This window comes from Mycobacterium sp. ML4 (assembly GCF_054515735.1).
In genome coordinates, this window is sequence record NZ_JBTNSY010000001.1 from 162,586 (window position 1) to 187,786 (window position 25,201).

Sequence of the window (25,201 nt, forward strand, 5' to 3'; positions counted from 1 at the left end):
AGGCGGTGGGATATGGCGGCTGGTCGTGCCCCCAAGCGCTTGAAACTTTCAGTGGCAGGCCTTTTCGTCTACGAGAGCTCGTCCACGATCTTCATTGTCTCGACCGCGACTGTCGTGATCTTCGCGATGAGGTCGATGATGTACCGGGGGTGCTGGTGCTCGTCGCACCAGTCGTTCGGATCGTTGACGATGCCTGATGGCTTGTCGACCTTGACCTGGTAGCGGTCGATGATCCAGGCGAGTGCGGACCGTGAGCCAAGCATGTACCGATCTGCAGCCATGGGGATTCCGCTGATGGTGACCTTCGGGTTGTAGACCAGCTTCGTGACGTCGTCGACGTTCCGACCGGTCTCGGGATCCCTCTTCTTCGCCCACTTCAACTTCGTCACTCGCCAAGTCTCGCGATCCTCCGGATCCGCGCCGGGCTTGAGCTGTAGATCCACCGGATACGGCTCCACACTCTCGTAGCCGACGTGGAGATCACTCAGGGCGCGGCCGGCGGCGGCGAGCTGCTCGAACCGTTCCCTGGAGTCCGGGGTGGGGATGCGCGGCAGCACCTTCTTCAAGTCCGCGGCGAACTTGGTCCGGTAGGCAGGATCGTGCAGCAGGCCGTAGACGTAGAAGAAGATATCGTCTTTTTCGACTTGGTCGCCGACCGCGTCCTGGTAGAGGGCGAGGATGGCGTCGGTGATGTTGTCGACGCGGCGGTACCCGAACTCATCGACATCGCTAGTGTCCGTCGTAAATCCGAGTGTGCCATCCTCGGGGGCCGCCTTCTCATATGTCCAGCGGGGGAAAAATTGACCGGTATCAAGCAGGTGCAGATTGGGCAATAGGTCTGTGATGAACGGCGTGAACTCGAAGTGCGACGCCGGGCCAGTCAGCACGACACCGGTGTTCTCGTGGTGCGGTGTGGGAAACATCAACGGCAACTGGTAGTGCATCGCATTTAATTGGCGGTTGAAGTACACCCACTGGGACTGGAACGGCCGATAAGAGCCAAGGACAAGCGACTGAGAATCGAAGAGGTAACGCTTCCCGCGTGCCAGGTCTTGTTTAGCGTTGCGATTCCAGCTGATCTTCGTTGGATCGGAGTCGGCGAACCAGTCCACCGCCTTCTTCCGATCGGTGAGATGGTTGCGCTCGCAGTACTGCTCGAAACTATTGACTTGCCCGTTGTAGAAATTGATCATGCGCCGGATGTTGCCCTGGACCTTGACTGCGGAGAAGTTGCAACACCAGGCGTCGCGTCCCGTAGCGAGACCGAGCGAATAGTTTCTGAAGACCGACAGACCGCCAGATTTGTCACCGATCGCTGGCCAGGACGCGAACGCACCGCTGCGCTGGCTGATCCAGTCACCATGCTCGTTCGGACTTATCCGTTGCCAATCAACCGATTCGAGACTCCCAGCTGCGACGATCTCCAACTTGCGCTCGCGGGTTTGATAGTCACCGATGTCTCGATAGTAGATTTCGCACGCCCCGGTTCTGGTGGCGTCCTTCACACCGATAAGGATGGCGACAGTGTTGCGGCTGCCGGATCCGAACATCTTCCCACCCTCCTTGCGGGCTAGCTCGCCGGCGGTGCGTTGGTTACCGCGCAGGTTGTAGACGTAGATTCGGCTGTACTCGTCAGCCAACGATAGGCGGATCCCGTCTGCGGTATTGCCGTCGATCCATCCACCGTTCGATACGAAAGCAACAACGCCATGGTCGCCGACACGGTCTGTGGCCCATCTGAATGCGCGCACGTACGAGTCGTATAGCGTTCGCTGACTGGTAGCTGTCGACCTTTCAGCGTAGGTAGCCGCGATGCGCCTATCGAGCGTCGGATACTTGAGGTTAGCGTTGAGGTCATTCGCCGAGGTCTGTCCTACCGAATACGGCGGATTCCCGACGATGATATGGATCGGCGCGGTGAGCTGCTTCAGAATCCGAGAGTTGTTCTGCGGGAACATCTCCATGTCCATCGAATCACCGTCCTCGGTGATTTGAAAGGTGTCGGCGAGCACGATCCCTTCGAACGGGCTGTACTCCTGCGCGGTGATCGCGTGGTAGGTGGTCTCGATGTTGACGGCGGCGATGTAATACGCGAGCAGCATGATCTCGTTGGCGTGCAGTTCGCCGGCGTACTTGCGGGCCAAATCTCCTGGACGCACCAGGCCTGACTGCATGAGTCGTGTCATGAACGTGCCTGTGCCGGTGAACGGGTCGAGGACATGCACGGCCTCGTCGGTGAGACCGCGGCCGAATGCCTCGCGGGAGGCGTGGTCAGCGGCGTGGAGGATGAAGTCGACGATCTCGACGGGAGTGTTGGACCTTCACGAAGTTGGACTCGTCGGTGCCCTCCAACGTCACACCGGTGGTGCGGTGCGCCTCGTCGCAGATCACCAGATCGAACGGGGCCACGCCGAGCTTCTGAGCGTCTGCGACGACCGGCAGCGACTGGTAGGTGGTGAACACCACCGTCAGGCCCTTGGTGCGTTTGCGGTGCTCCATCTCGTGCGCCAGCTTCGCCGCATTCGTGGTGACCGGAATCGCTACGTCGTACGTATTGATGTCCTCCGCGGCGCGGGACACTTTGGTGTCCGAGCAGACGGCGAAAGCCCGCAGGTCCAGCTGGGACTGGGCGGTCCACTCGCGCAGCGTCTGGCTCAGCAGCGAGATCGACGGCACCGCGAACAAAATCCGTGCGCTGCCGCCGTTCTCTGCCGCAGTGCGTTCGGCGATCTTGAGCGCCGTGAAGGTCTTGCCGGTGCCGCACGCCATGATCAGCTTGCCGCGGTCGTTGCCGGCGGCGAAGCCGGCGAAAACCTTCTCGATCGCTGTCGCCTGATGTGGCCGCGGCTCGTGACGGGTCGCTTCGGAGACGTCGATTTGCAAGTCGCCGTCGACCCACGCGATGTCCCAGTCGATAGGTGAGTCGGCGATCTCGGCTAGGCCGATCCGCTGCACCGGAACGGTCTGATCCTCAAGGGCGTCTTCGGCGTTGCGGCCCCACCGGTCGGTGGTCGATATGATGATCCGGTTCGTGAACGGGTTCTTGCCCGACGCGGTGAAGAACGAGTCGATGTCCTCCTTGCGGAGCTGGTGCGTCGGCTCGTAGAACTTGCACTGGATCGCGGTGAACTCACCGCTGTCGCGTTCTCGGGCAACGAGATCAATCCCGGTCTCGGGCTTACCCTTCCGGCCCGGCCAGTCGATCCAGCGCCAGACCCCGTCATACTGCTGCGACAGCAACGGGTCTAGGTCGAAGTAGCGGACCATCAGCTTCTCGAACTTCGTCCCACGTTCCGAGTTCGACGGGGCCTTGCGAAACGCCTCCATCACCTCGTGGATCGAACCCATCGTGCCCCCCAACATCTCAACGTGTGCATCTTGAGCGTAGGCGTCGGCGACGGCCACGACTGATGGTTCACCGTGCGCGCGTGTCGTGCTGTGCTGTCCTAAAGAAGGGTCTGTCGTTGCTTTGGACCTCAGGGGGAGCAGGTCCCAAACGCTTACCCGCCAACGGTAATCCGCGACCTAGCCATGCTTCCTGACGCCGCGTTGTGCGCTTAGAGCGGAGGTGTCGACGCGCCAGTTCGTAATCTGGATCCATCTGGGTAGATCTGCCCATTCTCGGCGGGCAATTTAGCAATGAGACTGAGGTATTGGCGGCCTCTGTCAGTGAGCACAAATATCTCGTTGACGACAGATACGTCCATCGACGTGTGCCCTTTCGCTTCCAGCTGTCTGAACGATTCTAGAAGTTCGGCCTTGACTGCGATCAGGCCCATTCGCCTCAGCTTGTCGACATGTTGGATAGTCGAACCGCCTATGCCATCCTCGATCTTTACCGAGTCACCACTTGCAAGCCGTAGTAAGAGCTGTCGTTCGGGCTCTGACAAGAACCTCGCGAGCAGGAATTGCATCGTTTCGATCTGGTCTGCCTGCCGCTCTTGTTCTTCCTCTACCTCGCGCCGCCACTTGACGCTCGCGCCAGCGAACCCGAGGCTCTCGAATACGGCGCCCAACCACGGCAGAAACAAGATGACGAGCAACGCGACCGTCCAGCCAGTGACTCGTGCAGTCGGGTCTACCAGATGCCAGGCAAGAAACCCCCCGGCGGTCACAGATATCAGTATCGACGGGATGATGCGCGACTTCGGCCAGCGTTCCTTTGCCACGTTTGCAAGATTACGAGTAATCAATACGGCACGGATGCTCCCGACGCTTGTCGAGCGCAGCGGTAATTTTGATCCTTAGAAGCGTGTCGGCCCTTCAGGAGGTTCGCAGATCCTGGCTCGCGTTCTATTGCTGTCCGGCCGAGCATTGAGTTCACCTGCGCACCACGTTGCGATCGGAAGCACCTTCGGCCCAGCGCGTTTGAGGACCAAGTCGAGTTGACCGTGGGACCTGAATCGGGGGCGGTCGGGTCGGCCGTGTCCTACAGGTTGGAGGACCACCAGGCCCCCTGGCGCGGTCAACGCCCCGCATCTGGTCGCCGTGGTGCGGTGTTCCGCAAAGGCAAACTAGCTAGTTAGAAAACCATATATTCACCGCAGAGGCGATCTGGGATGCGACCCGCCACGCTGGACGTGGCCGGTTGGCCCCAGCCTTTCCCAGAAAACTGCGCAGGGCGCGGGCGGGGAGCCAACCGAAGATACTGGCGGCCGCTTGTCGGCCGCGGCATGCAAGCGTGTCGGGGAAGCAACAGCGCAGTGGTTCTACGCGTCGACGCCGACTTCGCTACCGCCCTAATCGACTCGCACACCGCACGGATACCACGTCCCTCGAACGAGGTGCGTGTTTGCCGCAGCGCCTGCACAACTAACCTGAAACGATTTCTCCGTGGGTGTCGCCTTATAGCGCATCGGCGATGACGGCCTGGTGGCAGTTGATGGTTCCGTGCTGACGGCCTGGTGGCAGTTGATGGTTCCGTGCTGACGGTCGATCAGTTCGATGATCGCGTTGCGCGCAACGATCTTGGCGGTGGCGTCGACGGCGTCCAGGCTGGCGACGGCGTCGTTCTGGGCTTGGCTGGGATAGAGGTCATCGCCGGCTAGCGGCCGGCTAGCGGCGGCCGCCCGCAGCTCGCTGTGACGCTGCGGGTCATTGCGACCGTTACGTCGATGGTGCTGTGCGAGTGTCGATTACGGGAGTGAGTGCGTAGTCGATCACGTGCTTGTCGCTCGTGGCGATCGTCAGGTTTCGGCGGGCGGCCTGAGTGACGATCATACGGTCGAAGGGGTCTTTGTGGTCCCAGTTGATCTGGCCGGCCATTGCTCCGTCGGCGGATTCGATGGTCAGGTCGTCGGCGTGCATGCTTGCGAGAGTTTCGGCCCAGGTGGAGAGCAGCGGGCCGCCATCAAGGCGGCCGATGCGGGTCTTGATCGCGATTTCCCAGGCGGAGGCTGCAGATACGAGCAGGTCGTTGGTCTGGTCGGCGAGGTGTTCACGAACGGACTGCGCGAGACGGTCAGGTGCGGAAACCAGCCACAGCAGGACGTGGGTATCGAGCAGGATCGCGGTCATGGCGTCTGCTCCCAACCCGCAATTTCGGACTCGGGAAGCGGGTCGTCGAAATTTTCCGGTACAACCAGAGCGGGAAGCTGCCCAAAGGTGCGCGGTCGGCTTTGTGCAGGTGACAACACTGCGACAGGTCGCCCATGGTTGGTGATCGTTACCGACGCACCGGTCTTCTCAATTTCAGCCAGCAGGGCGTTGAGCCGTGTTTTGGCCTCAGTGCTGGTAACGATCTTCACAACGGCAATACTAGGCCAATAAGACTAGTCATACTAGTCCTTTTACTTGACTGTCGATTGCGGCTGGTTTCTAAGTTAGGAGGCTTCAAGGGAGCGGTGCCGGGCTGCGCGCCGATGACGGCGGCACGCGAAACACGACCCTTCTGGGCACTGCCCGAAGCTTCGCACCTACATTCTCTTCGACACTATCGAAGGAGTCGCAGCGTGAACATCGATCCCGCGGCCACCGCGTGGTTACTCGCCAGCACTGCGCTCGTGCTGCTGATGACGCCGGGTCTGGCGATCTTCTACGGCGGCATGATGCGCACCACCGGCGTGCTCAACATGATCATGATGAGCTTCATCTCCATCCCGCTGGTCACGGTGGCATGGCTGCTGGTGGGCTACAGCCTGGCCTTCTCCGACGGCGGGGCGGGCGGCTTGCTGGGCGGGCTGGCTCATGCCGGGATGAGTGGCATCGGCCCGGAGACGCTGCACGGGCAGGTCCCCGAGCTGCTGTACGCCACCTTCCAGCTGAGCTTCGCAATCATCACCGCCGCCCTGATCAGTGGCGCCATCGCCGACCGCGCCAAGTTCGCCGCGTGGATGGTGTTCGTGCTGTTGTGGTCGGTGGCCGTGTACGCGGTGATCGCCCACTGGGTGTGGGCGCCCACCGGGTGGCTGGCCAAGCTGGGGGTCCTGGACTACGCGGGCGGTCTTGTCGTCGAAATCGTCTCGGGCTCTTCGGCTTTGGCGCTGGCATTGGTCCTTGGCCCGCGCATCGGATTCAAGGTGGAAGCCATGCGTCCGCACAACCTGCCGTTTGTGCTCCTCGGAGTGGGGCTGCTGTGGTTCGGCTGGTTCGGGTTCAACGCCGGCTCGGCGATGGCCGCCAACGGATTGGCGTCCGCGATCTTCCTCAACACGCTGGTTGCCGGCTGTCTGGGGATGCTCGGCTGGCTCACGGTCGAGCAGTTCCGCGATGGCAAACCCACCACCTTCGGTGCCGCCTCGGGCGTCGTCGCCGGACTGGTAGCCATCACGCCGTCGTGCGGCACGGTGAACACCCTGGGCGCCGCGGTGGTCGGATTGGTCGCCGGGGTCGTGTGTTCGTACGCGATCCTGGTCAAGTTCAAGCTCAACTACGACGACTCGCTCGACGTGGTGGGTGTGCACTTCGTCGGCGGCGTTGTCGGCGTCTTCCTGATCGGGCTGCTCGCCACCGCGGTGATGACCGGCGGCCCCAAGGGCCTGTTCTACGGCGGCGGGCTCGGCCAACTCGGCAAACAGTCTCTGGCGATGGTTGTGGTCGCCCTGTACGCGTTCGCGGTGAGCTTCGTGCTGGGCAAACTCATCGACCGGATCATGGGATTCCGGCTCAGCGCCGCCGACGAGAAGGGCGGCATCGACCTCAGTCAGCACGCCGAAACCGCCTACCCCGAAGGGGTATACGGGCACCAGGCGCCGCGCCGTCCGTCCAGCGGCGACCGAGACGACTCTCGACCGCGGTCGTTCGAGGACGACGACGAGTTGCGCGGTTAGCCTGGCGTGGTGAGCAGCCCGCAAGTGCCAGGCGGTGTCGTGCACGAAATGCCTACCGACCTCCGCCGTGCCCTGGTCGCCAACTCGGCAGCCTTGGAACTCTGGAAAGACATCACTCCCCTGGCGCGCAACGAGTTCATCTGCTGGATCGAGGACGCCAAGCAGGCGGCCACCCGTGAGCGCCGCATTCGCCGCACCCAGGAGGAACTCGAAGAAGGCAAGCGCCGCCCGTGCTGTTGGCCGGGATGCAAGCATCGCCAACGCAACGGTCGATGACGCGGCATCCGGCAGGTCCGTTGCTGGACTCGCCCCCGGGCCGCTAGAGTTTGGTTAGGCGAACCTAAGCTGGCGATACCCCTTCCGCCGGTTCAGCGGGGACGCCCGTTGCCGCACTGCCGCGGCGGCAGTAGCGACACACCGGGAAAGGACCAGTTGTCGATGGGTGTGATGCCGAGGGGTCGACCGGCGGTGAACGCGCCGTGACGACCCCGATCTGGATGGCCTCACCCCCCGAAGTGCATTCGGCCCTGTTGTCCGGCGGCCCCGGGCCGGGTGCCGTGTTGGCGGCCGCGAGCGCGTGGCACGCACTGGGTGCCCAGTACGCCGACGCGGCCGCGGAGTTACTCGGTGTGCTGGGCGCGGCGCAGGGCTCCTGGCAGGGCCCAAGCTCCGCGGCCTATGTCGCCGCGCACGCGCCGTACTTGGGGTGGCTGACCCAGGCACAAGCCACAAGTCAGGCCGCCGCGGCTCAGCACGAGGCAGTGGCGGCCGCCTACTCGACCGCGCTGGCCCTGATGCCGACGCTGCCGGAGCTGGCCGCCAACCACATCGTGCACGGGGTGCTGGTCGCGACGAATTTCTTCGGCATCAACACGATTCCGATCGCCCTGAACGAAGCCGACTACGTCCGCATGTGGCTGCAGGCCGCCGCGGTGATGAGCGGCTACCAGGCGGCAGCCGCGGCGGCGGTCGCTGCGGTCCCGCCCACTTCTGCGGCGCCGGCGGTGTTGAAGTCCGAAACCACCCAGGCCGGCGCCGTACCCGGTCAGCTGGCCGCTGCCGCACCGGCCGCCGACTCCGCGAGCCAGCTCAACCCCATCGACATCATCGTCCAATTGCTGCAGGAGTACCTGCAGTACGTACAGCAGATCTATCAGCCCATCATCAACTTCCTGCAGAACCCGATCGGTAACACGACCCAGTTGATCTACGACTTCCTGACCAACCCGGCGCAGGCCCTGGTGACCTGGGGGCCGTTCCTGTTCGCGGTCGCCTACCAGGCCTTCTCGTGGGTCGGAGCGTCGCTCACCTATCCTCAGCTGCTGCTGGATCCGCTGCTGGCGGTCACACTGGGCGTGGTGATCGGGGCGGGCTATGAGTACCTGCAGCGGGTGCCGGTCGCGGTCGCGGAAGGCGCGGTACCGGTGGCGGTGTCCGTGGCACCGAGTCACTCGTCGAGCTGGCCGCTGGCGACGCTGGCACCGACGGTCGCGGGTCCCGCAGCCGCACCGGCGGCTTCGACGGCCGCGAGTGCCGGTGCCGCACCCGCCTCGGCCGCGCCTGCGCCGGCTGCCTCGGCCGTACCGTATGCCGTCGCGGGGATCGACCCCGGCGAAGGATTCACGCCGACATTTCGGGAGGGAACCGGGGCCAAGGCACCGGCGCAGCGGATCCCGGCAGCGGCCGCCGCGGTGTCGGCCCGGGACAAACGCCGGTCCCGACGTCGGCGCACCGCCACGATGCCTGAGCATCAATACGCCGACGAGTTTTTGGACTACGACGCGCCGCCGGCCGAGGAGCCGTCGGTGACCGCGTCCAGCAGCCATGCCGGCGCGATGGGCTTCGGCGGCACCGCGGTCAAGGCTGACGTGGCGGCGGCCGGGCTGATGACGCTGCCCGGCGATGAATTCGACAACGGCCCCACTGTTCCCATGCTGCCCACCACCTGGGAGTCAGACGGCCGTTAGCGCTCAGCGGTTCGGCTGCGTGTTGACCCACCCCACGACCTCGGCCGTCACGGGATCGGTGATGTCCTGGTACTCGGGATGCTTCTTGAGCACCGTGACCACCATGGAACACACCGGCACGATGCGCTTCCCGTCGGCCCGGGTCGCCTGCAGCGCATCCTCGAGCAGCAGGGTGGCCAGGCCGCGTCCGCCGAACGCCGGATCGATCTCCGTGTGATGGAAGACGCGCTGATCGCCGCGGTCGGCGAAGTCGGCGAAGCCCACATCCCGTCCGCCCACGGCGATCGTGTACCGCCGGTCCTGCGCTCTGATGTCGACTTCTGCACCCGTCTTGTCGGTCGTCATGTGTGCTCCTTCGGATTCGTTGGGGCCCTGGGTACGAGCCGGGTGGTGGGCATCGGTGGGGCGGGCAGGCGCGCCGGCGAACCCTGGTAGCCCGTGACGGCGCCGAAACGGTCAGCGGAGTCCTGCCAGAGCCGTCGGTAGTTGACGATCTCGTCGTGGCTGCGCCCGACGAAGTTCCACCACATCACCAGCTCTTCGCAGAACGGGGTACCGCCGAGGACCAGAGCCCGCGCCGGCCGCTCGCCCCTATTGCGCAGGCGCAGCACGGAATCGCCCGGGGCCTGATACCCAAGCTCTGCCGCAGACAGGGTGATCCCGCCCAACGCGACATCACCCCGATCGCACAGCACGCCGTGCTCGAACGCCGGGTCGATACCGAGTTCGAGCTCGGCGTGCGCGTCGAGGTCGACCTGTGCGCCGAGCAGTGGCGTGAATGTGCGCACCGGAGAACGACTTTCGGACAACTCGCCCAGGAAGACCCGCACTTGCGCGCCCGGCAGTGCCACCGGTTCTGGTCGGTAGTGTGCGAAGTCGCGGCCGGTATCGCGTACCGAATCGGGCAGTGCGACCCACAACTGCGCGCCGTGCAGCACGCCGGAACCCACCGACACCTCGGAGTGACAGATCCCGGCTCCGGCCGTCATCAGGTTGAGTTCGCCGGGCCGTACCATCGCGTGCACACCGGCGCTGTCCCGATGCTCTACTTCCCCGCTGAACAACCAGCTCACCGTCTGCAGCCCGGTGTGCGGATGCGGCGGTACATCCATCCGCGCGGCGTCGCCGGTCACGGGTCCGTAGTGGTCGACGAAGCACCACGCCCCGATGAGTGAACGTTGCCGCTGCGGAAGGGTGCGCTGAACCGGCATCGCCCGCGGCCCGCCGAGTGGCACCTCGCGCGGGCGCAGGACCTCCACCATCGGCGCAACACCGGCGACCTGTGAAGCGCCACAAGCAAATTCAGTCGGAGCCGGTTCGAGGTTGCTCACCTACGTGACCTTACTCGCCGAGTCATCGGCCCGGCGGCTGCAGCGCCTGCATCGCCATCCGCAGCACCGGCTCAGGGGTCCGACCCTCGACGAGAGGTCAGGCCGCCGAGCGCGGGCCCACGTGTGCGGGAAGGTGCAACACCACCGCGCCCACCTCGACGTCGGCGGTTGCGCGTTCGCTTTCCCGGCGGGCCAGCAGTGCCGCATTCTCGGGCAGTTCCCGGGCGTTGATCTCGCCGGAGGCGATCTGCCGCAAGACCTCATGAGCTTGGGCGAGCTGTTCGCGCTTGCGATATTGCCCGCCGGGTAGCTTGACGCCGGCCCACACTCCATACTCTTCGCGGTGTCTGATCGCCCACGCGGCGCACTGCCGTTGCTGCGCCAGCGGGCAGCGGCGCAGGCACTGAACCCGTGCCTCAAGGGCCGACCGTTCGTACAGGCGTGCCTTTGCGGCGCCGTCGCCGCCGTCGTCGTCGGGGTAACCGAACCACAGTTCCGGGTTTGATGTGCAGGGGTTTGCCATGTGCCGGCCTCCTTGTGCAAAGCGAAACGTATGCGAAAGCGTATACGCAAGCAGTAGTGCCACGCAAGCAAAACGTTGACAAGAACGTATATGCACGGCTGAATAAGCGCGTCTGTGTAATATTCGCCGTATGGCCTGGAGCCCGCCGTGAGCCGTGAGTCGGCGGGTGCGGCCATCAGGGCGCTTCGCGAGTCGCGGGACTGGTCACTGGCCGATCTGGCCGCAGCCACCGACGTGAGCGTCATGGGATTGAGCTACCTCGAGCGTGGCGCCCGCAAACCCCATAAAAGCACTGTTCAGAAGGTGGAAGAGGGCCTTGGTCTGCCGCCGGGGACCTACTCCCGGCTACTGGTGGCGGCGGATCCGGAAGCGGAACTTGCTCGCCTGCTCGCGGCGCGGCCGCCGGCACCGCCGGCGACCCGAGACTCAGGACCAGTCGTTGTGGAACGCCACAGCGACACCGACGTGCTCGAAGAGTACGCCGAAGCACAGCTGGAAACACTGCGTTCGCTCATCGATAGGATGCCTGCGACGACATCAAACGAATATGAGACGTATATTCTGACCGTGATCGCACAGTGCGTGAAAGCGGAGATGCTGGCCGCCAGCTCGTGGCGGGTGTCGGTCAACGCCGGCGCCGACTCGGCCGTTCGTCTCATGGAGCATCTGCGGGCGCTCGAAGAGACGCGGAGCTCTCTGCTCAAACGGATGCCCACGAGTCTGAGCGCGCGATTTGATCAGGCATGCGCGCGGTCGTCGCTCCCGGATGCGATCATCGCGGCCCTGATCGGCGTCAGCTGTGACGACATGTGGGACATCCGCAACCGCGGGGTGATTCCGGCCGCGGCACTTCCCCGGGTACGCGCGTTTACCGATGCGGTGCGCGGGACGGAGGCGGCTGGCGGGACAGGGGCGACCGAAGGCAAGGCCGATGAGTGAGCCCGAACTCCGGGCGCTGACCCGCGCCCACCGCCTGTTCGTCGGAGCCAGCCCCGCGGTCATGCTCGATACGATCGGCGTCCCCGAGTCCAATTCCGTTATCAGACAACACCAATACCGGACTGCGGTGGATCGAAGCCGCGTCGTCCTGGCATCGGCGGGCCAGACCGACTCGGCACTTGCGACGATCATCGCCGACGCGCACCGCGATCGGGGAGTCGCACGCGGGCTCACCGCCGGGATTGTCGAGGAGGCCCGTGCCGACGCCGCGTCAGGGCCGACGACGCCGCTTGCACAGCGCGAAGCGCTGCGCCGACGGGCGGCACGGTTACGGGCGCAGCGGTCCCACGTCCTGTCGGCGCACGGCCGGGCGCGACGCCATGCCGAGGCGGTGCGGGCGCTGCACTACCGGACCTCATACCACCACCGGCTGCCCTCGGCGCACGGCCGCGCCGGCGCCGCGGTACGGGCGGCGCTCTCCCGGCTCGGTCGTCCCTACGTCTGGGGTGCCGCCGGCCCCGACCGGTTCGACTGCTCAGGCTTGGTCCAGTGGGCCTACGCCCAGGCCGGCGTGCACCTGGACCGCACCACATACCAGCAGATCAATGACGGAGCGCCGGTGGCGCGCTCGCAGGTGCGGCCCGGCGACCTGGTCTTCCCGCACGCCGGACATGTGCAGCTGGCCATCGGGAACAACCTGGTGGTCGAAGCCCCCTATTCGGGCGCCTCGGTTCGGATCAGCCGGATGGGCGCCAACGTCGCGATCCGCAGGCCCTGGTGAGAGAAAGCTGAAACCATGTCAGAGCAGACGGGATCCTCGATAGCGGCCATTGCCGCCCGGCAGGCCGCGCTGTCCGCGCGCCACCGCGCGGCGACCGACGCCGACCGCGTGTTGACCGAAACGCTGGCCAGCGCACATGAGGCCGTGCGGAGCAGCCTGCGTCGGCTCGACGCAATTGCGGACGAGATTGAGCGGGCCCGCGAGCTTGCCGTCGACGCCCCGCTGGGAGCGCGGGAATTTCAGCGGTTCCTCCTGGCCAGGCAGCGCGACGTCGCCGCCGTCGTCACCGGTGTCCGCGAATTGAGCCGGGCGAAAAGCGTTGTGCTGCAGGAGTTACGCACGCACTACCGCCACTCACTCACAACGTGAATTGTCCGCGTGAGGGTGCCTGGGTACTGTCCCGCGACATGGAGGGGCCGTGACGACGTATCAAGACCTCGTCGACACGATGCGACTCATCCAGGAGCGCACCGGCGACCCGTTGGCGTGGATGAGCGGGTTGACGCCCGAGGAGTGGAGTGCGGTGGTCGCGCCCCAAACGAGCGCACCGCAACTGGCCGCGATCCTGGCAAAGATCCGTCAACAACATTCCGACCTGTTCGTTGCGCCGGCCGCGCCGAGTCGTGCGGACGGCGACGCAGCCAAGGCCATCGCGGACGCCGAAGCCGCACTCGCGCATCAGAATTCCGTCACATCCCAGCTGGACCTTCAGGTGGTTTCGGCCATCCTCAACGCACACCTGATGACCATCGACGGTCGCGACGCGCTCGACAGATTGCAGCGGGACATCGAGATCGCGGTGGCAACGCGATCGGATCTCGATACCCCGGCCGGTGCGCGGGACTTCCAGCGGCTGCTGATCGGCAAACTCAGGGATATCCGCGAAGTCGTTGCGACCGCACACCTTGACGACACGTCGAAGTCCGCCTTGATGGCGGCGTGGACATCGCTGTACAACGCATCGAAGGACACGCCGGAGCCGCCTGCCGAGCACCGGCCGGTGACGACACCCGACGCCGCCGGGCGGCGTGGCGGTGACGCACAACCGGCACCGGACGCCACAACCGATCCGCTGCTCGATTCGCTGCTGCCCGACGATTCGATGCCGACCGCGTCACCCGGGCCGGCGGCTGCGGCCCCCTCATCCGCACCGACGGCGCCCGGCACAGGCATCGGGCCGTCTCCGGTGGGCGCCGGAGTGCCCGCCTTGGGTGCACCGGGCGGTTTCCCCATGCCGACCATTTCCTCGGGTGGCACCGGACGGAACGCACGGCCCCTGGATGAAGGATTGTTCGGAGACGACGCGTTGGATGCCGAGTCAACCGGAGAGAAGCACAAGCGTGATGACGACGACGACCGCCGAGAAGACGAGAGCCCCGACGCGGGGCAGACCGAACCGCCACCCGCGGGTCCGACAACGGTGACGCTGCCCACCGGGGAGACGGTCACGGCTGCCAGCCCGCAACTCGCGGCGGCGATCCGGGCCGCGGCAAGCGGTACCCCGATCGCCGAGGCATTCCAGCAGCAGGGCATCACAATCCCGCCGCCGGGCACCGCGGTCAGCACTCCCCTGGATCCCTCCCGCGTCGAACCGGGCGACATCGGCATTTTCACCGACCGGCACGCGCTGGCGCTCGGTCGCGACAAGGCCTTGCTCGACGGACAGATTCAACACATCTCGACCGTGACCGGCCCCAGCTTCCTAGGCTGGGAGCACCCGCCGGCTCCGGCGACCCAGTCGTCACCGCCCGAACTGACCGACACACCGACCCCGACCCGGCCGTCCGCCATCGCGACGGCCTAGCGACGCACAGCAAGGAGAGAGCGGATGGCAGATCGAATCCATGTGGTGCCGGCACACCTGCGTGACGCCGCAGCCCATCACCAGCAAACATCCGAGCAGCTGCGGGCCCTCCCGGCGTCACACGCGGCGATCCAGGAAAGCCTCGACTCTCTCGGACCGATCTTCAGCGAGCTGCGCGAGGCCGGACGCGAGCTACTCGAGCTCAGGCGCGAGTGTTATGAGCAGCAGGCCGACGACCACGCCGAGATCGCCCAGAACCTGCACACTTCAGCGGCGACGTGGGAGCAGCACGAGCAGGAGGCAGCCGACAAACTCGGCGGCATCATCGACCGATGACGGTCCCCCAGATTCATGACTGACGCCAACCCCGCCTTCGATACCGTGCACCCCAGCGGCCACATCCTGGTGCGGTCGTGTCGTGGCGGATATCTGCACAGCGTCGCACTCGGTGAGGGGGCGATGGAGACTGACGCGGAAACCTTGGCGGAGGGCATTCTGCTGACAGCCGACGTCTCCTGCCTCAAGGCCCTGCTGGAGGTGCGTGACGAGATAGTCGCCGCCGGTCATACCCCGTCCGCCGAGGTGCCGACGGCGGGCGACCTCGATGCCGCGATCGAGAGATTGCTCGAGCACAGGCTGCGCCGCCGCGACCGGTGACTGCTCAGAGCAACCAGGTTCTGGCGGTTTCCGGGTCCGGTGCGATGTCGGCGGGTGGTTCGATCGGATTGTCGCCGAACAACTCTCGTGCACGGCCGAGTAGGGAGCGCACCTCATCGAGTTGCTGCTGCAGCGCCGAATCGGACATGGCAACACGCTACCCACGACCTGTTGGCGGCACAATTCACCGTTCGCCGGAGCCGTCGGCGGCGCGGGCTACTCTTACCCGGTGGGGATCCTCGGTCGCATCACAGCGCGTCAGCGGCTGCGCAGAGCGACGCAGGAATCGCTGTCGGTACCGACCTTCAGTGCTCCACTCGATTGCACCCCGTGGGTGATCGGCGGCTTGTGGCCCAACGAGTTGTCCACCGGTGATGCCGAAACCGCAACGCTCGCGGAGTATCTCAAGGCGGACCTGCAACGCATCGCCAGCGCCGCAAACGAGGATCTGCGAGCCATCGGCCGCGCCGGCATGGCGTATGCAGCCAGGCGCGAGGCCGAAGCCACAGTGATCGACGAGGCCCGTGACCTCGCGGCACGCCGTGTCGAGTCGACCATGCGTCAACTGCGCCAGATGCGACAGCCCGCGTACTCCGGCACAGATCTGGACGAGACGCGGATACTGCCGAAGGTTTGGGACCTGCGGCCCGCCGACATGGACAAGACGCAGCTGATGCCCGCCGTGAGAGACGACGAGGAGCCCGCCGAAGCAGCGCAAGCCGGTTGGGACGACCGGCTCTACGGGTTGCTGGCGTTCGTTGCACGCCAGGAGCCGCGTCTGAACTGGGCGGTCGGCGAGCGCCCGGACGGCACGACGGTGCTGGTCACCGACCTTGCGCACGGCTGGATTCCGCCGGGCATCGCCGTGCCGGAGGGGGTGCGGCTGCTGGAACCGGACGCTCGCGCGGGCCGCGCGGCGGACTTGCTCGGCCCCACGGCCCGGGCGGTGACCTACGTTCCGGGAGATCCCGCCAGATGGTCGAGCGCCGCACCCGATCCGCGCACCTCGGTTGATCCCTTGCAGCTGCCGGCGGTCGAGGACCTGGGCCGGCAGCTGGGAGTGGCCACACACGGGCGCGAGGGACTGCCCCGGCTGGTCAACGCGCTGGCCAAGGCGGCCGCGGCCGGCGCGGACATCGTCGAACCGGAGATCGACCTGCTGCGGGTGCACCTGGACACCAGCCGCTACCAGGTACTGGCGCAGTATCCCGACATCGATAGGGCGCAACTGCTCCACTGCATGGTGCTGGCCGCCACCGTGGACTTCGTTTCCGGCGACCCGGTCGCGGCCAACTACCACTTCTCCTGGTTCAAGAAGCTGGATGCCGCCGAAACCGGCCACCGGGCTGAGCATAGGCCCGAAGATCACGCCCGATTCTGAATTGACGCTGGTGGGGGGCATCGACATACTGTCAGGGTGCCGGGGTCGGGTCGTTCCAGCGAACTCAGCGACCGCGGCACCGGAAGCGATGCGGACCTCGTCGAAGCGGTTCTTCGTGAGCTGAGCGAGGCAGCCGACAAGTGGGAAGCACTGGTCGCGCAGGCCGAGACCGTCACCTACAGCGTGGACCTGGGGGATGTCCATGCGGTGGCGAATTCGGACGGCCGTCTGCTCGACTTGACGCTGCATCCGGACGTGATGACCGGCTACGCACCCGGCGAGCTGGCTGACAGATTGAACCTCGCGATCGCAGCGCTGCGGAAAGAGGCCGAAGCCGACAACCGGGCACGGTACGGCGGCCACCTGCAGTGAATCGGCGACGGGTACGGAATCGGGTCCGTACGGGTCACCGGAAGGAGAAAAAAGACTTTGCCACTCAATCTGTCCAACCGCGACCAGAATTCGGGGCATCTCTTTTACAACCGCAGGTTGCGCGCCGCGATCACCCGATTCTCCGTGCGGATGAAACACGACGATCGCAAGCAGCAAGCGGCGGTAGCGCTGTCGGTGGTCCTCGTTCTCATCGGTGTCGGCTGGATGGCGCTGCTGCATGTCATGAAGCCGGCCGGGCTGGTCGCGGCGGCGGCCGTCGTCGGCAACCGCGACACCGGAGCGATTTACGCCAAGGTGAACGGGCGGCTGTATCCAGCGCTCAACCTGACTTCCGCGCGACTGGTTGTCGGTGCTGCGAACGCGCCCACCTGGGTGACGGCCAACGAGATCGCCAAGTACCCGACCGGGCCGCTGATCGGCATTCCCGGGGTGCCGGACAGTCTGCCGATCACGGCGGGCGCGGTGTCCGCGTGGGCCGTCTGCGACACAGCACCGACCGCTGGGGCGACGCGGGGCAGCGCAACACCGCCACTGGTCACAGCGATCGCGGGGCCGCTCACCCGGTCGGACCGGGCTGCGGTGATGGGGCCGAAGCAGGCACTACTGGTGACCCACAAGGGCGCAACCTACGTGATCTGGGGCGGGCAGCGATCCCGTATCGACCCGGCCGATCGATCCGTGACATTCAACCTCGGCTTGGATCTGGGAGTGACCTATCCGGTCGAAGTCTCCAACGCGCTCTTTGATGCCATGCCGGCCACCGAACCGCTTGTCTCACCGGTCATTCCGGAATCCGGCAGCCCGTCACAGTGGTTGCCCGGGATCAAGGTGGGCAGCGTGCTGGAATCCCGCGACGCCGGCGGTGCGGTCACCGGGTTCTACGTGCTGCTGAGCGCAGGCGTGCAGAAGATCAGCGGCTTCGTCGCAGATCTGCTGCGCACCGGCGACTCTCAGGGCGCAACCGCGCCCACCCTGGTCCCACCGGACAAGCTGATCCACATTCCGGTCATCGATGCGCTCGATGTCGACTACTACCCGCCGGGCAAGCTGGATTTCATTGACACCAAGGCGAATCCGGTGACATGCGTGGGGTGGGAGAAGCAGTCCAGCGATCCACAGGCCAGGATCTCCGTGGTCTCCGGCCGAGGTCTGCCCGTCCCGATCAGCATGGATGTCCGGCTGGTGCACCTGGTGCGCGACGACCGCAACCCCGAATCCACGGAGGCGGATCAGACCTTGATCCTGCCGGGCGCGGCGAACTTCGTGGCCACCACGAGCGAGGTGGTGACGGCCGGCAGCCGAGAGAGCTTGTATTGGATTTCGCCGCAGGGTGTTCGCTACGGAATCGAGTCGGATCCGCGGACATTGCAGGCACTGGGACTGCAACCGCGGTTGGCGGTGCAAGCGCCCTGGCCTCTGGTGCGTACCTTCGCTCCCGGCCCGGCGATCAGCCGCGATGCTGCCCTCGTTGCCCGCGACGCGGTGGCGGCGGGAGGCGCATTGGCACCCATTCCCGACTCCGGCGAGCCGGGGAATTAGTTATGTCCAAGCGAGGTTTCGTGCGTCCGAAGCGCACGCCGCCACCGAGTGTCCCGCCGGTACGGGTCGCGGTGGCCGCGCCGATGGCACTGCCCGAGCGCGAGCCGCGCAACATCCTGCTGATGATCGCACTGCCGGCCGTGCTGGTCGGCATCGTCGGAACCCTGGTGGTGATGTACGCATCCGGGGTGCGGTCGCTGCAGTCGGGCTTCTTCCCGATGGTCGGACTGGTGGGTTTCGGCGCGCTGATGTTCGGCGGGCGGTTCGGTCGTGGCCGCCGCATCAGTTGGGGCGAGTTGGAACGGCAACGGCGCAGCTATCTGCGCCAACTCGACGACGACCGAGAAGAGGTGCAGCGCGCCGCACGGGAGCAGCGGCGGAGCCAGCTGTTCGTGCATGCCGACTCGCGCCAGCTCGGCTGCGTGATCGGTGGACCGCGGATGTGGGAGCGCCGCCCGGCTGATCCGGACTTCCTTGATGTGCGGCTCGGCATCGGTGTTCAGCAGGCTGGTGAATCAGCGGTCTCGCTGCAATGGCCCGATGTTCCCGTCGGTGAGGAGCTGGAGCCGGTAACCGGCGGCGCCTTGCGGGATTTCATCGTGGAGCAGAGCAAGATCCGCGGAATCGGCAAGGTGCTGAGCCTACGGTCCAAACCCGGTTTCAGTTTCACCGCCGAGGATCTCAGCGAGTTGCACAGCATGATGCGTGCGGTGTTGTGTTCGCTCGCCGCCTACCACAGTCCGGATGATCTCAAGCTGATGGTGGTGACACGCCATCCCCAGCATTGGCAGTGGCTGGTCTGGCTGCCGCATAACCAGCATGACGAGATGTTCGACGCGTGCGGACTTCGGCGCCTGGTGTTCGCGTCTCCGACCGAGTTGGAAGAGGCGCTCGATGCCGAGTTGCACCGCAAGGGTCGTGGACCGTGGTCGCCGCCGGTCACGGTGAGCCCGACGTCCATGCCGTCGCCGATGGAAGCCGCGACCGCCCCGGCGTTGGGTCCGCACTGGGTGATTGTGGATGACAATGTCGGCACCCCCGAGCAGTGGGAGGGGGTGACCGGTCAGAAGGGTATGGCCGGAATCACGGTGTTGCGGTTGGCAACCCGGGACGGAGTCGGTGTCGGGTTCTCCGAGGAGAGCCAGCGGTTCACCCTGCGCGACGGTCGGCTCATCCACCGCGGCACCTGCTACGCCGTCGCCGACACGCTCGCCGACAGCACCGCCAACCGGTACGCGCGGGCCCTGGCCCGCTGGTCGCCGATGGATGCCGGTGAACTGTCCGAAACCGACAGCCAGGCCGGCGAACTGTTGCGAGCACTGGGCATCGCCGACCCGCGGGACCTCGATGTCGACCGACTCTGGGCCGAGAGTCGCGGCCGGGGCGACCCGAAATGGGCCATGGTGCCAGTCGGCGTCCGGCAAAGCGGCGATCTGCAGTACGTCATCCTGCGCGCCAAAGACTTTGGTGGGTACGGCTTTCACTCCGTGGTCATCGGAACGTCGGGCTCCGGCAAGTCGGAGTATTTCCTGTCGTTGTGCAGTGGAATCGCCCTGACGCACTCGCCGGAGACGTTCATCGTGATCTTCGTGGACATGAAGTTCGAATCGGCCGCGCAGGACCTACAGGGCTTTCCGCACGTCGCAGGATCGTTGTCGAACCTCGGGAAGGACGACCGGCACCTCGCCGAGCGGATGCGTAAAGCCGTCAACGGTGAGATCGCCCGTCGCTACCGGCTGTTGAAAGACGCCGGCGCCCGCGATGCCAACGAGTATGAGGAGATGCGGCTTGCTGGAAGGGATCTGGAGCCCATACCGATCCTGCTGGTGATCATCGATGAGTATCTCGAGTTGTTCATCCACCATCCGGAGTGGATCGATCTGGTGATCCACATCGGCCAGGAAGGGCGCGGATGCAACGTCTTCTTCACCCTCGGCGGCCAGCGACTGGACCTGTCATCGTTGAGTAAAGCCAAGAGCAACATCGCCTTTCGGGTGGCGCTGCGCGCCGAGACCGCTGAGGACTCCCGCGACGTCATCGGTAGCGACGCCGCGCTGCACCTGCCGTCACAGGAGAACGGTTACGCGCTACTCAAGGTCGGGCCCCGCGATCTCGAGCAGTTCCGGTGCTTCTACGTGTCCGCGCCGTTCGTGGTGCCCAAGCCGGCGCTGGATGTGAACAAGCCGGTGGCCATGAGCTTTTCGCAGCCCCGCGCCTACACCTCGGACTACCAACCGCTCAGCGAGTCCGACAGTGCGGCATTGGCGGTCGCCGATGCCCCCCGGGAACCCGACGAATTCCTCTTCCATTCCGATGGGTTCCGCAAGAAGAAGCTGGTTGACGTCGTCCGTGAGGCCCTAGTCTCGCATCCCGCCCGTCCGCCACACCAAATCTGGCTTCCACCACTGGAAGTCAGTGAGCCGATCGACGCGCTGGTGGCACGGTGGCTGGGCCGGCCGTGGCACGTCGAGTACGGGCAGAATCCCGGTCTGGTGTTTCCGCTCGGCATCGTCGACATCCCCGAGGAGCACGATCAGCGCGTGCACGCGATCAACGCCGAAATGGACAACGTCATGGTGGTCGCGACCGCGCAGCGGGGCAAGTCCACCACGTTGATGACGCTGATGACGTCGGCGGCGTTGATGTACCGCCCGCAACGGGTAACGTTCTTCTGCATCGGGGCGTCGCTGTATCCGGTAGAAGACCTGCCGCATGTGGCGTCTGTGGTCAGCCCCACCGACCGAGAAGGAGTTTCGCGAACCATCGCGTCGATTGAAGGCCTGATCCTGGCCCGCGAAGCAGCGTTCAAGCACTACCAGATCGATATCTCGGAATTCCGGGAACGTCGATTTGCCCCAGATGCCGTTGGGAACACGGATCCCGACGACAAGTTCGGCGACGTCTTCCTGGTCATCGACAACTTCAGCGATCTCTACGACAAAGACGCCGCCATCGGAGAGCGTGCCATCGCCATTGCCCGCCAAGGCCTTTCGTACGGTGTGCACATCATGACGACTGCAACGGCGTGGCTGGTGGGCCAGAAGCAGCAACTGGTCAACGTCTCCAACGCCCGCATCCAGTTGCGGTTGAGCAATCCCGACGAAACTCAGATGGGTCAGGGATTCGAACGCAAGAAGGCTGCCCGCAACACGTTGGACCGTCCCGGTTTCGGGCTGACCCGCGAGGGCTTCGAGCTGCTAATCGCAGTGCCCGAGATGACCGGTCCCACCGGGGAGCGGGTGGCCACACGCGACATCGGGGCGCTCGTCTCGGAATTGACCGGGGCCGACCGTGTCGAGCGCCTCGCCCGGCTGCCCGAACGGATTCCGCTCGCCGAGGTGGCGGCCGCGTTCGCGCGCACTGCCGCCGACGCGGACCCGTTGACCATCCCGTTCGGCATCGGCGAAACCGCATTGCAACCGGCGGCGCTGCCCTGCCGGCTGGTGCCCAACATGCTGGTAGTAGGCCGCCAACAATGTGGCAAGACAACGACGTTGGCGGTGTTGGGGCAGATGATCGTGGCACGGTGCACACCGGAGCAGGCGCAGATCACCATCATCGATCCCAAGACCTCGCTGATCGGCAGGATCCAGGGCGATCACGTGCGGGCCTACGCGTACACCACCGACGACATCGACGCGGCGATCGCCGAGCTGGCGCAGCTGCTGCGCGACCGCCTGCCACCGTCGGGTCTGAGCCAGCAAGAGCTGATCAACCGGAGGAGTTGGGACGGTCCGCACCACTTCGTATTGATCGACGACGAACAGGAACTGCGTCCGCACGGTGTCCTCGGGAAGAATGCGGCGACGGCGCCGTTGTGGGGTCTGATCGAGCGCAGCCGCGAGATCGGACTGCATGTGATCGCGTCCCGGCTGCCCGGTAACTGGGCGGGTGTCTCGGTCACGAATCCGTTCCTGCAAAAGATGACGGGATCCAGGGCGCCGACGTTGTTCATGGACAACGACCCGGCGGCGGTGAAGGTGTTCGGCCGGACCAGCGCCCAGCAATTGCCGCCGGGCCGTGCATTGCTGGTCACCACCGACGGCCTCATCGAAGGCGTGCTGGTAGCAGAGCCGCGGACTTGAATCGACAGCCGGCCAACGTCAACTTAGACTCAGCGCAACTTGTCGCCGGACGCGTTCGGCGGGATCAACAGAGAGGTAGCAATGGGCGGATTTTTCGGCATGGTGCCGGGCGGTGTCGACTTGTCGGCGGCTGCCGAGGCGGGAATCAGCGAGGAGATGGCTGCGACGACGGCCGCGGGTGCGGCCGCCCTGACCGGAGTGCTGCCCATGGCTGCTGACGCCGACTCGATCGAGTTCGCGGCCGCACTCAACGCGGCCGGTGCCACCTACCTGGGCACGGCAGCGGAGCACGTCGGGCAACGCGTCGGCCTCTCCGGAGCACAAGCGCTGTCCTCGGCCGCCACCGTCGCTGCCGAGGCCGCCAACGCGGGCGCCGTAGGGCTCTAGAACGTCGATGCCAGATCCCCGCTGGACCGGACCACCCGAGGTCGTCGCGGCAATTTTCGAGGCCGGCTCCCCCGCCTCGGTGATCGCCAACAACCTGGTCTGGGTCACCGAGACCGCCAACAACGAAGTGTCGGCGGGACTGTCGACGGTCAACACCCTTGCTACCCAGGCGCAGTGGCAGGGAATCGGCTCGGCGGCGTCGACGGTCGCCGCGAGCGGGCTTAATGCGGGGCTGCACACGCTGGTCGGCTGGACTGCCGAGAAGATCAGCGTGACCCAGGCCGCGGTCGAGGCGTTCATGCTCGCGCGCTCTTCGGTCATTCCCTCGCTGGTCTCGCAGACCAACCGTGACGAGTGGACCATCCTGAACGCCACCGACTTCTTTGGCCAGAACACGCCGGGGATCGTGGAGCGGGACACGACGTACTTCGGCGAGCACTGGCCGCACAATTCCGGAGTCGGCTGGACGTACTCCGCGGCGTTGACCGCCCTGACCGCGGCATTGTCGGTTCCGCCGCCGCTGGCGCCGATGGGTGCCTCACCGGCGGCGCCCGCCGCCGCGGCGGAGGCGGTGGCGCAGGCCGCTGCCCAGACCGGCATGCACGACGCGGTTCAGGCCTCGGGTCAGGTCGCGCAGACCGCAGGGCAGGGCGCCTCCTCCCCCGCCGACGCGACCGGCCAGCTCAGTTCGCTCATGCAGCAGCCGATGCAAATGGTTTCGGGTGTTACCCAGCCCTTCAAGGAAATGCTGCAGGCGCCGATGCAGGCCATGCAGGGCGTCACCGGCCTGCCGCAGAGCATGATGCAGTCCTTCGGCGGGATGTTTTCTGCTGCCGGGGCGCCGAGTGCCGCGGCCGTCGGTGAACCCGTGGGGGCCGTCGGCGGCGGCTCGGCGGGCGGCATCTCGGGCGGCATCGGCGCGGCCGGCGGGTTCCCGGGCGCCGGGCTGACCAGCTATACCCGTCCCACCAGCAGTTTCGAACCGGAGACCAGCGGCAAGCCGATCGGCCTGCGGGCCGGGGTGCTCAATGCCGCCGAGATGCGAGGGCCGACGGTCTCGACGGGTGGCGCCCCGCTGCCGATGACGCCGGCGGGCATGCTGGCGCGAACCGGGAGCGAGGCCGACAAGGAGGACGTGACGCGGGCACGCGTCGTCGTCGACCGCGACCCTCGTCGAACGTGAAGCCAGTCGCACGTTCGGACTCGAGCGTGCCACTAGCTTCACATTCGGCGGGCAAGGCCCGCGCCGGCGCGCTCATCGCCCGGGGCCGGGTCTAATGGCCCCGGCTCTCTTCCCGGGCCGGCGCGCTCATCGCCCGGGGCCGGGTCTAATGGCCCCGGCTCTCTTCCCGGGCCGGCGCGCTCATCGCCCGGGGCCGGGCGGGCCCGCGAAGGCTTGAGCGATCTGCAGCCACTGCTGCGCATCCTCCCCCACCGCCTTGACGTCCAGCCCGGCCAACGGCCGCCGCCGGGTGGCGAGGTAGCAGAAGTCCTCGGCCGAGCCGGTGACGCGCTGGGCCGCGTCCGCCGGCCCCCACGACCAGATGTCGCCGCCGGGCCCGCGCAGCTCGACGTGAAACTCTTCGGTCGGCGGGGTCAGGTTGTTCACGAAGTAGGCGTAGTCGCGGGCGCGCACGCCGATGTGGGCGATCGAGCGCAACCGATCGGTGGGCGCCCGGGTGACGCCCAGGGCGTCGGCGACATCGAGGCCGTGCGCCCATGTCTCCATCAGCCGCGCGGTGGCCATCGACGACGCGCTCATCGGCGGGCCGAACCATGGCAGCTTCCGGCCGTCGGCGACCCCCAGCAGCGCCTGGTGCAACCGCCTTCGAGTCTCGCGCCAGTCCGCGAGTAACTCGGCGGGTGGCGTCGCCGCCAATTCTTCGGCCGCGGCGTCGACAAAGCCAACAGGATCTGCCGCGGCGGCGGCCAGCGCATCGCCGAACGCCGCCTCATCGGTGACCGAAAGCAGCGACACCCGGTCGGTCCACAACAGATGCCCGATCTGGTGTGCGATGGTCCAACCCGGCGCCGGCGTCAGCGTGGCCCACGCTTTCGCCGGCAGCGGGGCCACCAGCGCGTCGAGGTCGTCACTCTCGGCCTGCAGATCAGAGACCAAAGCAGCGGTACCGGCCATCTGAAGTAC

The 25,201-nt window shown here is 66.0% G+C and carries 26 protein-coding genes; 16 read left to right on the forward strand and 10 right to left on the reverse strand.

Features of this window, described 5'->3' with window-relative positions:
* Positions 1–68: 68 nt before the first annotated feature.
* The 3 genes from ACX9NE_RS00690 to ACX9NE_RS00700 all read right to left on the reverse strand — a co-directional run bounded on the left by ACX9NE_RS00690 (position 69) and on the right by ACX9NE_RS00700 (position 4,169).
* The gene (locus ACX9NE_RS00690; protein ID WP_459360223.1) at positions 69–2,225 is read right to left on the reverse strand and encodes a type ISP restriction/modification enzyme; all 2,157 of its coding nucleotides are present in this window, start codon (positions 2,223–2,225) and stop codon (positions 69–71) included.
* A 46-nt stretch (positions 2,226–2,271) separates the two neighbouring features.
* Positions 2,272–3,405 carry a restriction endonuclease gene (locus ACX9NE_RS00695; RefSeq protein WP_459360222.1) on the reverse strand — a complete coding sequence of 378 codons (1,134 nt, stop codon included), beginning with the start codon at positions 3,403–3,405 and terminating at the stop codon, positions 2,272–2,274.
* A 152-nt stretch (positions 3,406–3,557) separates the two neighbouring features.
* Positions 3,558–4,169, reverse strand: a complete 612-nt coding sequence (locus ACX9NE_RS00700; protein WP_459360221.1) for a hypothetical protein — start codon at positions 4,167–4,169, stop codon at positions 3,558–3,560.
* Between the two features lie 753 nt (positions 4,170–4,922).
* Between ACX9NE_RS00700 and ACX9NE_RS00705 the strand changes: the two genes are divergently transcribed.
* Complete coding sequence (locus ACX9NE_RS00705) at positions 4,923–5,048, forward strand: hypothetical protein (protein WP_459360220.1); 126 nt, start codon at positions 4,923–4,925, stop codon at positions 5,046–5,048.
* Between the two features lie 58 nt (positions 5,049–5,106).
* On the opposite strand, the gene ACX9NE_RS00710 is transcribed toward ACX9NE_RS00705, so the two are convergent.
* Together ACX9NE_RS00710 and ACX9NE_RS00715 are read right to left on the reverse strand one after the other, a co-directional pair.
* Positions 5,107–5,517: a type II toxin-antitoxin system VapC family toxin gene (locus tag ACX9NE_RS00710; protein ID WP_459360219.1), complete on the reverse strand. Its 411-nt coding sequence runs from the start codon at positions 5,515–5,517 to the stop codon at positions 5,107–5,109.
* Positions 5,514–5,747: a type II toxin-antitoxin system Phd/YefM family antitoxin gene (locus ACX9NE_RS00715; protein ID WP_459360218.1), complete on the reverse strand. Its 234-nt coding sequence runs from the start codon at positions 5,745–5,747 to the stop codon at positions 5,514–5,516. The genes ACX9NE_RS00710 and ACX9NE_RS00715 overlap by 4 nt, the downstream gene beginning before the upstream one ends.
* A gap of 204 nt (positions 5,748–5,951) precedes the next feature.
* On the opposite strand from ACX9NE_RS00715, the gene ACX9NE_RS00720 reads away from it, so the two are divergent.
* The 3 genes from ACX9NE_RS00720 (at position 5,952) to ACX9NE_RS00730 (ending at position 9,235) form a co-directional block, all read left to right on the forward strand.
* On the forward strand, positions 5,952–7,268 hold the full coding sequence (locus tag ACX9NE_RS00720; RefSeq protein WP_459360217.1) for an ammonium transporter: 1,317 nt from the start codon (positions 5,952–5,954) through the stop codon (positions 7,266–7,268).
* A gap of 9 nt (positions 7,269–7,277) precedes the next feature.
* Positions 7,278–7,544: a YdeI/OmpD-associated family protein gene (locus ACX9NE_RS00725; RefSeq protein ID WP_459360216.1), complete on the forward strand. Its 267-nt coding sequence runs from the start codon at positions 7,278–7,280 to the stop codon at positions 7,542–7,544.
* A 203-nt stretch (positions 7,545–7,747) separates the two neighbouring features.
* Positions 7,748–9,235, forward strand: a complete 1,488-nt coding sequence (locus ACX9NE_RS00730; RefSeq protein WP_459360215.1) for a PPE domain-containing protein — start codon at positions 7,748–7,750, stop codon at positions 9,233–9,235.
* A 3-nt stretch (positions 9,236–9,238) separates the two neighbouring features.
* Here the strand turns inward: ACX9NE_RS00730 and ACX9NE_RS00735 are convergent, their stop codons facing one another.
* From ACX9NE_RS00735 to ACX9NE_RS00745, 3 genes are all read right to left on the reverse strand, one after another.
* A complete protein-coding gene (locus ACX9NE_RS00735; protein ID WP_459360214.1) occupies positions 9,239–9,580 on the reverse strand; it encodes a GNAT family N-acetyltransferase in 342 nt (113 codons plus the stop codon).
* Positions 9,577–10,566, reverse strand: a complete 990-nt coding sequence (locus tag ACX9NE_RS00740) for a pirin family protein (protein ID WP_459360213.1) — start codon at positions 10,564–10,566, stop codon at positions 9,577–9,579. Before ACX9NE_RS00740 ends, ACX9NE_RS00735 begins: the two co-directional genes overlap by 4 nt.
* Before the next feature lie 97 nt (positions 10,567–10,663).
* A complete protein-coding gene (locus ACX9NE_RS00745) occupies positions 10,664–11,089 on the reverse strand; it encodes a WhiB family transcriptional regulator (RefSeq protein WP_459360212.1) in 426 nt (141 codons plus the stop codon).
* A gap of 147 nt (positions 11,090–11,236) precedes the next feature.
* Here ACX9NE_RS00745 and ACX9NE_RS00750 point away from each other — a divergent pair, with 147 nt between their 5' ends.
* Genes ACX9NE_RS00750 through ACX9NE_RS00775 form a run of 6 tightly spaced genes read left to right on the forward strand, consistent with a single transcriptional unit; the run spans position 11,237 to position 15,270 of the window.
* A complete protein-coding gene (locus tag ACX9NE_RS00750; RefSeq protein WP_459360211.1) occupies positions 11,237–12,028 on the forward strand; it encodes a helix-turn-helix domain-containing protein in 792 nt (263 codons plus the stop codon).
* Positions 12,021–12,809 (forward strand): C40 family peptidase, encoded by a 789-nt coding sequence (locus ACX9NE_RS00755; protein ID WP_459360210.1) that lies wholly within the window; start codon positions 12,021–12,023, stop codon positions 12,807–12,809. The genes ACX9NE_RS00750 and ACX9NE_RS00755 overlap by 8 nt, the downstream gene beginning before the upstream one ends.
* Positions 12,810–12,824: 15 nt before the next feature.
* Positions 12,825–13,178: a DUF4226 domain-containing protein gene (locus ACX9NE_RS00760; RefSeq protein ID WP_459360209.1), complete on the forward strand. Its 354-nt coding sequence runs from the start codon at positions 12,825–12,827 to the stop codon at positions 13,176–13,178.
* Positions 13,179–13,227: 49 nt separating this feature from the next.
* Positions 13,228–14,613, forward strand: coding sequence for a DUF4226 domain-containing protein (locus ACX9NE_RS00765; protein WP_459360208.1), 1,386 nt, complete (start codon positions 13,228–13,230; stop codon positions 14,611–14,613).
* Between the two features lie 24 nt (positions 14,614–14,637).
* Positions 14,638–14,949 carry an ESX-1 secretion-associated protein gene (locus ACX9NE_RS00770; RefSeq protein ID WP_459360207.1) on the forward strand — a complete coding sequence of 104 codons (312 nt, stop codon included), beginning with the start codon at positions 14,638–14,640 and terminating at the stop codon, positions 14,947–14,949.
* A 15-nt stretch (positions 14,950–14,964) separates the two neighbouring features.
* Positions 14,965–15,270 (forward strand): DUF2694 family protein, encoded by a 306-nt coding sequence (locus tag ACX9NE_RS00775; RefSeq protein WP_459360206.1) that lies wholly within the window; start codon positions 14,965–14,967, stop codon positions 15,268–15,270.
* Positions 15,271–15,274: 4 nt separating this feature from the next.
* On the opposite strand, the gene ACX9NE_RS00780 is transcribed toward ACX9NE_RS00775, so the two are convergent.
* Positions 15,275–15,418 carry a hypothetical protein gene (locus tag ACX9NE_RS00780; RefSeq protein WP_459360205.1) on the reverse strand — a complete coding sequence of 48 codons (144 nt, stop codon included), beginning with the start codon at positions 15,416–15,418 and terminating at the stop codon, positions 15,275–15,277.
* Between the two features lie 81 nt (positions 15,419–15,499).
* Between ACX9NE_RS00780 and ACX9NE_RS00785 the strand changes: the two genes are divergently transcribed.
* From ACX9NE_RS00785 to ACX9NE_RS00810, 6 genes are all read left to right on the forward strand, one after another.
* Positions 15,500–16,651 (forward strand): DUF5631 domain-containing protein, encoded by a 1,152-nt coding sequence (locus tag ACX9NE_RS00785; RefSeq protein ID WP_459360204.1) that lies wholly within the window; start codon positions 15,500–15,502, stop codon positions 16,649–16,651.
* 36 nt (positions 16,652–16,687) lie between these two features.
* Positions 16,688–17,023, forward strand: a complete 336-nt coding sequence (locus tag ACX9NE_RS00790; RefSeq protein WP_459360203.1) for a DUF2710 family protein — start codon at positions 16,688–16,690, stop codon at positions 17,021–17,023.
* A 57-nt stretch (positions 17,024–17,080) separates the two neighbouring features.
* Entirely contained in the window at positions 17,081–18,583 is a 1,503-nt protein-coding gene (gene eccB / locus ACX9NE_RS00795; RefSeq protein WP_459360202.1) for a type VII secretion protein EccB, read from the forward strand.
* Positions 18,584–18,585: 2 nt separating this feature from the next.
* Positions 18,586–22,668, forward strand: a complete 4,083-nt coding sequence (eccCa, locus tag ACX9NE_RS00800) for a type VII secretion protein EccCa (RefSeq protein WP_459360201.1) — start codon at positions 18,586–18,588, stop codon at positions 22,666–22,668.
* Positions 22,669–22,749: 81 nt separating this feature from the next.
* Positions 22,750–23,055 (forward strand): PE domain-containing protein, encoded by a 306-nt coding sequence (locus tag ACX9NE_RS00805; RefSeq protein WP_459360200.1) that lies wholly within the window; start codon positions 22,750–22,752, stop codon positions 23,053–23,055.
* Between the two features lie 7 nt (positions 23,056–23,062).
* Positions 23,063–24,238, forward strand: coding sequence for a PPE domain-containing protein (locus ACX9NE_RS00810; RefSeq protein ID WP_459360199.1), 1,176 nt, complete (start codon positions 23,063–23,065; stop codon positions 24,236–24,238).
* 180 nt (positions 24,239–24,418) lie between these two features.
* Here the strand turns inward: ACX9NE_RS00810 and ACX9NE_RS00815 are convergent, their stop codons facing one another.
* Positions 24,419–25,192 (reverse strand): TIGR03084 family metal-binding protein, encoded by a 774-nt coding sequence (locus ACX9NE_RS00815; RefSeq protein ID WP_459360198.1) that lies wholly within the window; start codon positions 25,190–25,192, stop codon positions 24,419–24,421.
* Positions 25,193–25,201: the final 9 nt, after the last annotated feature.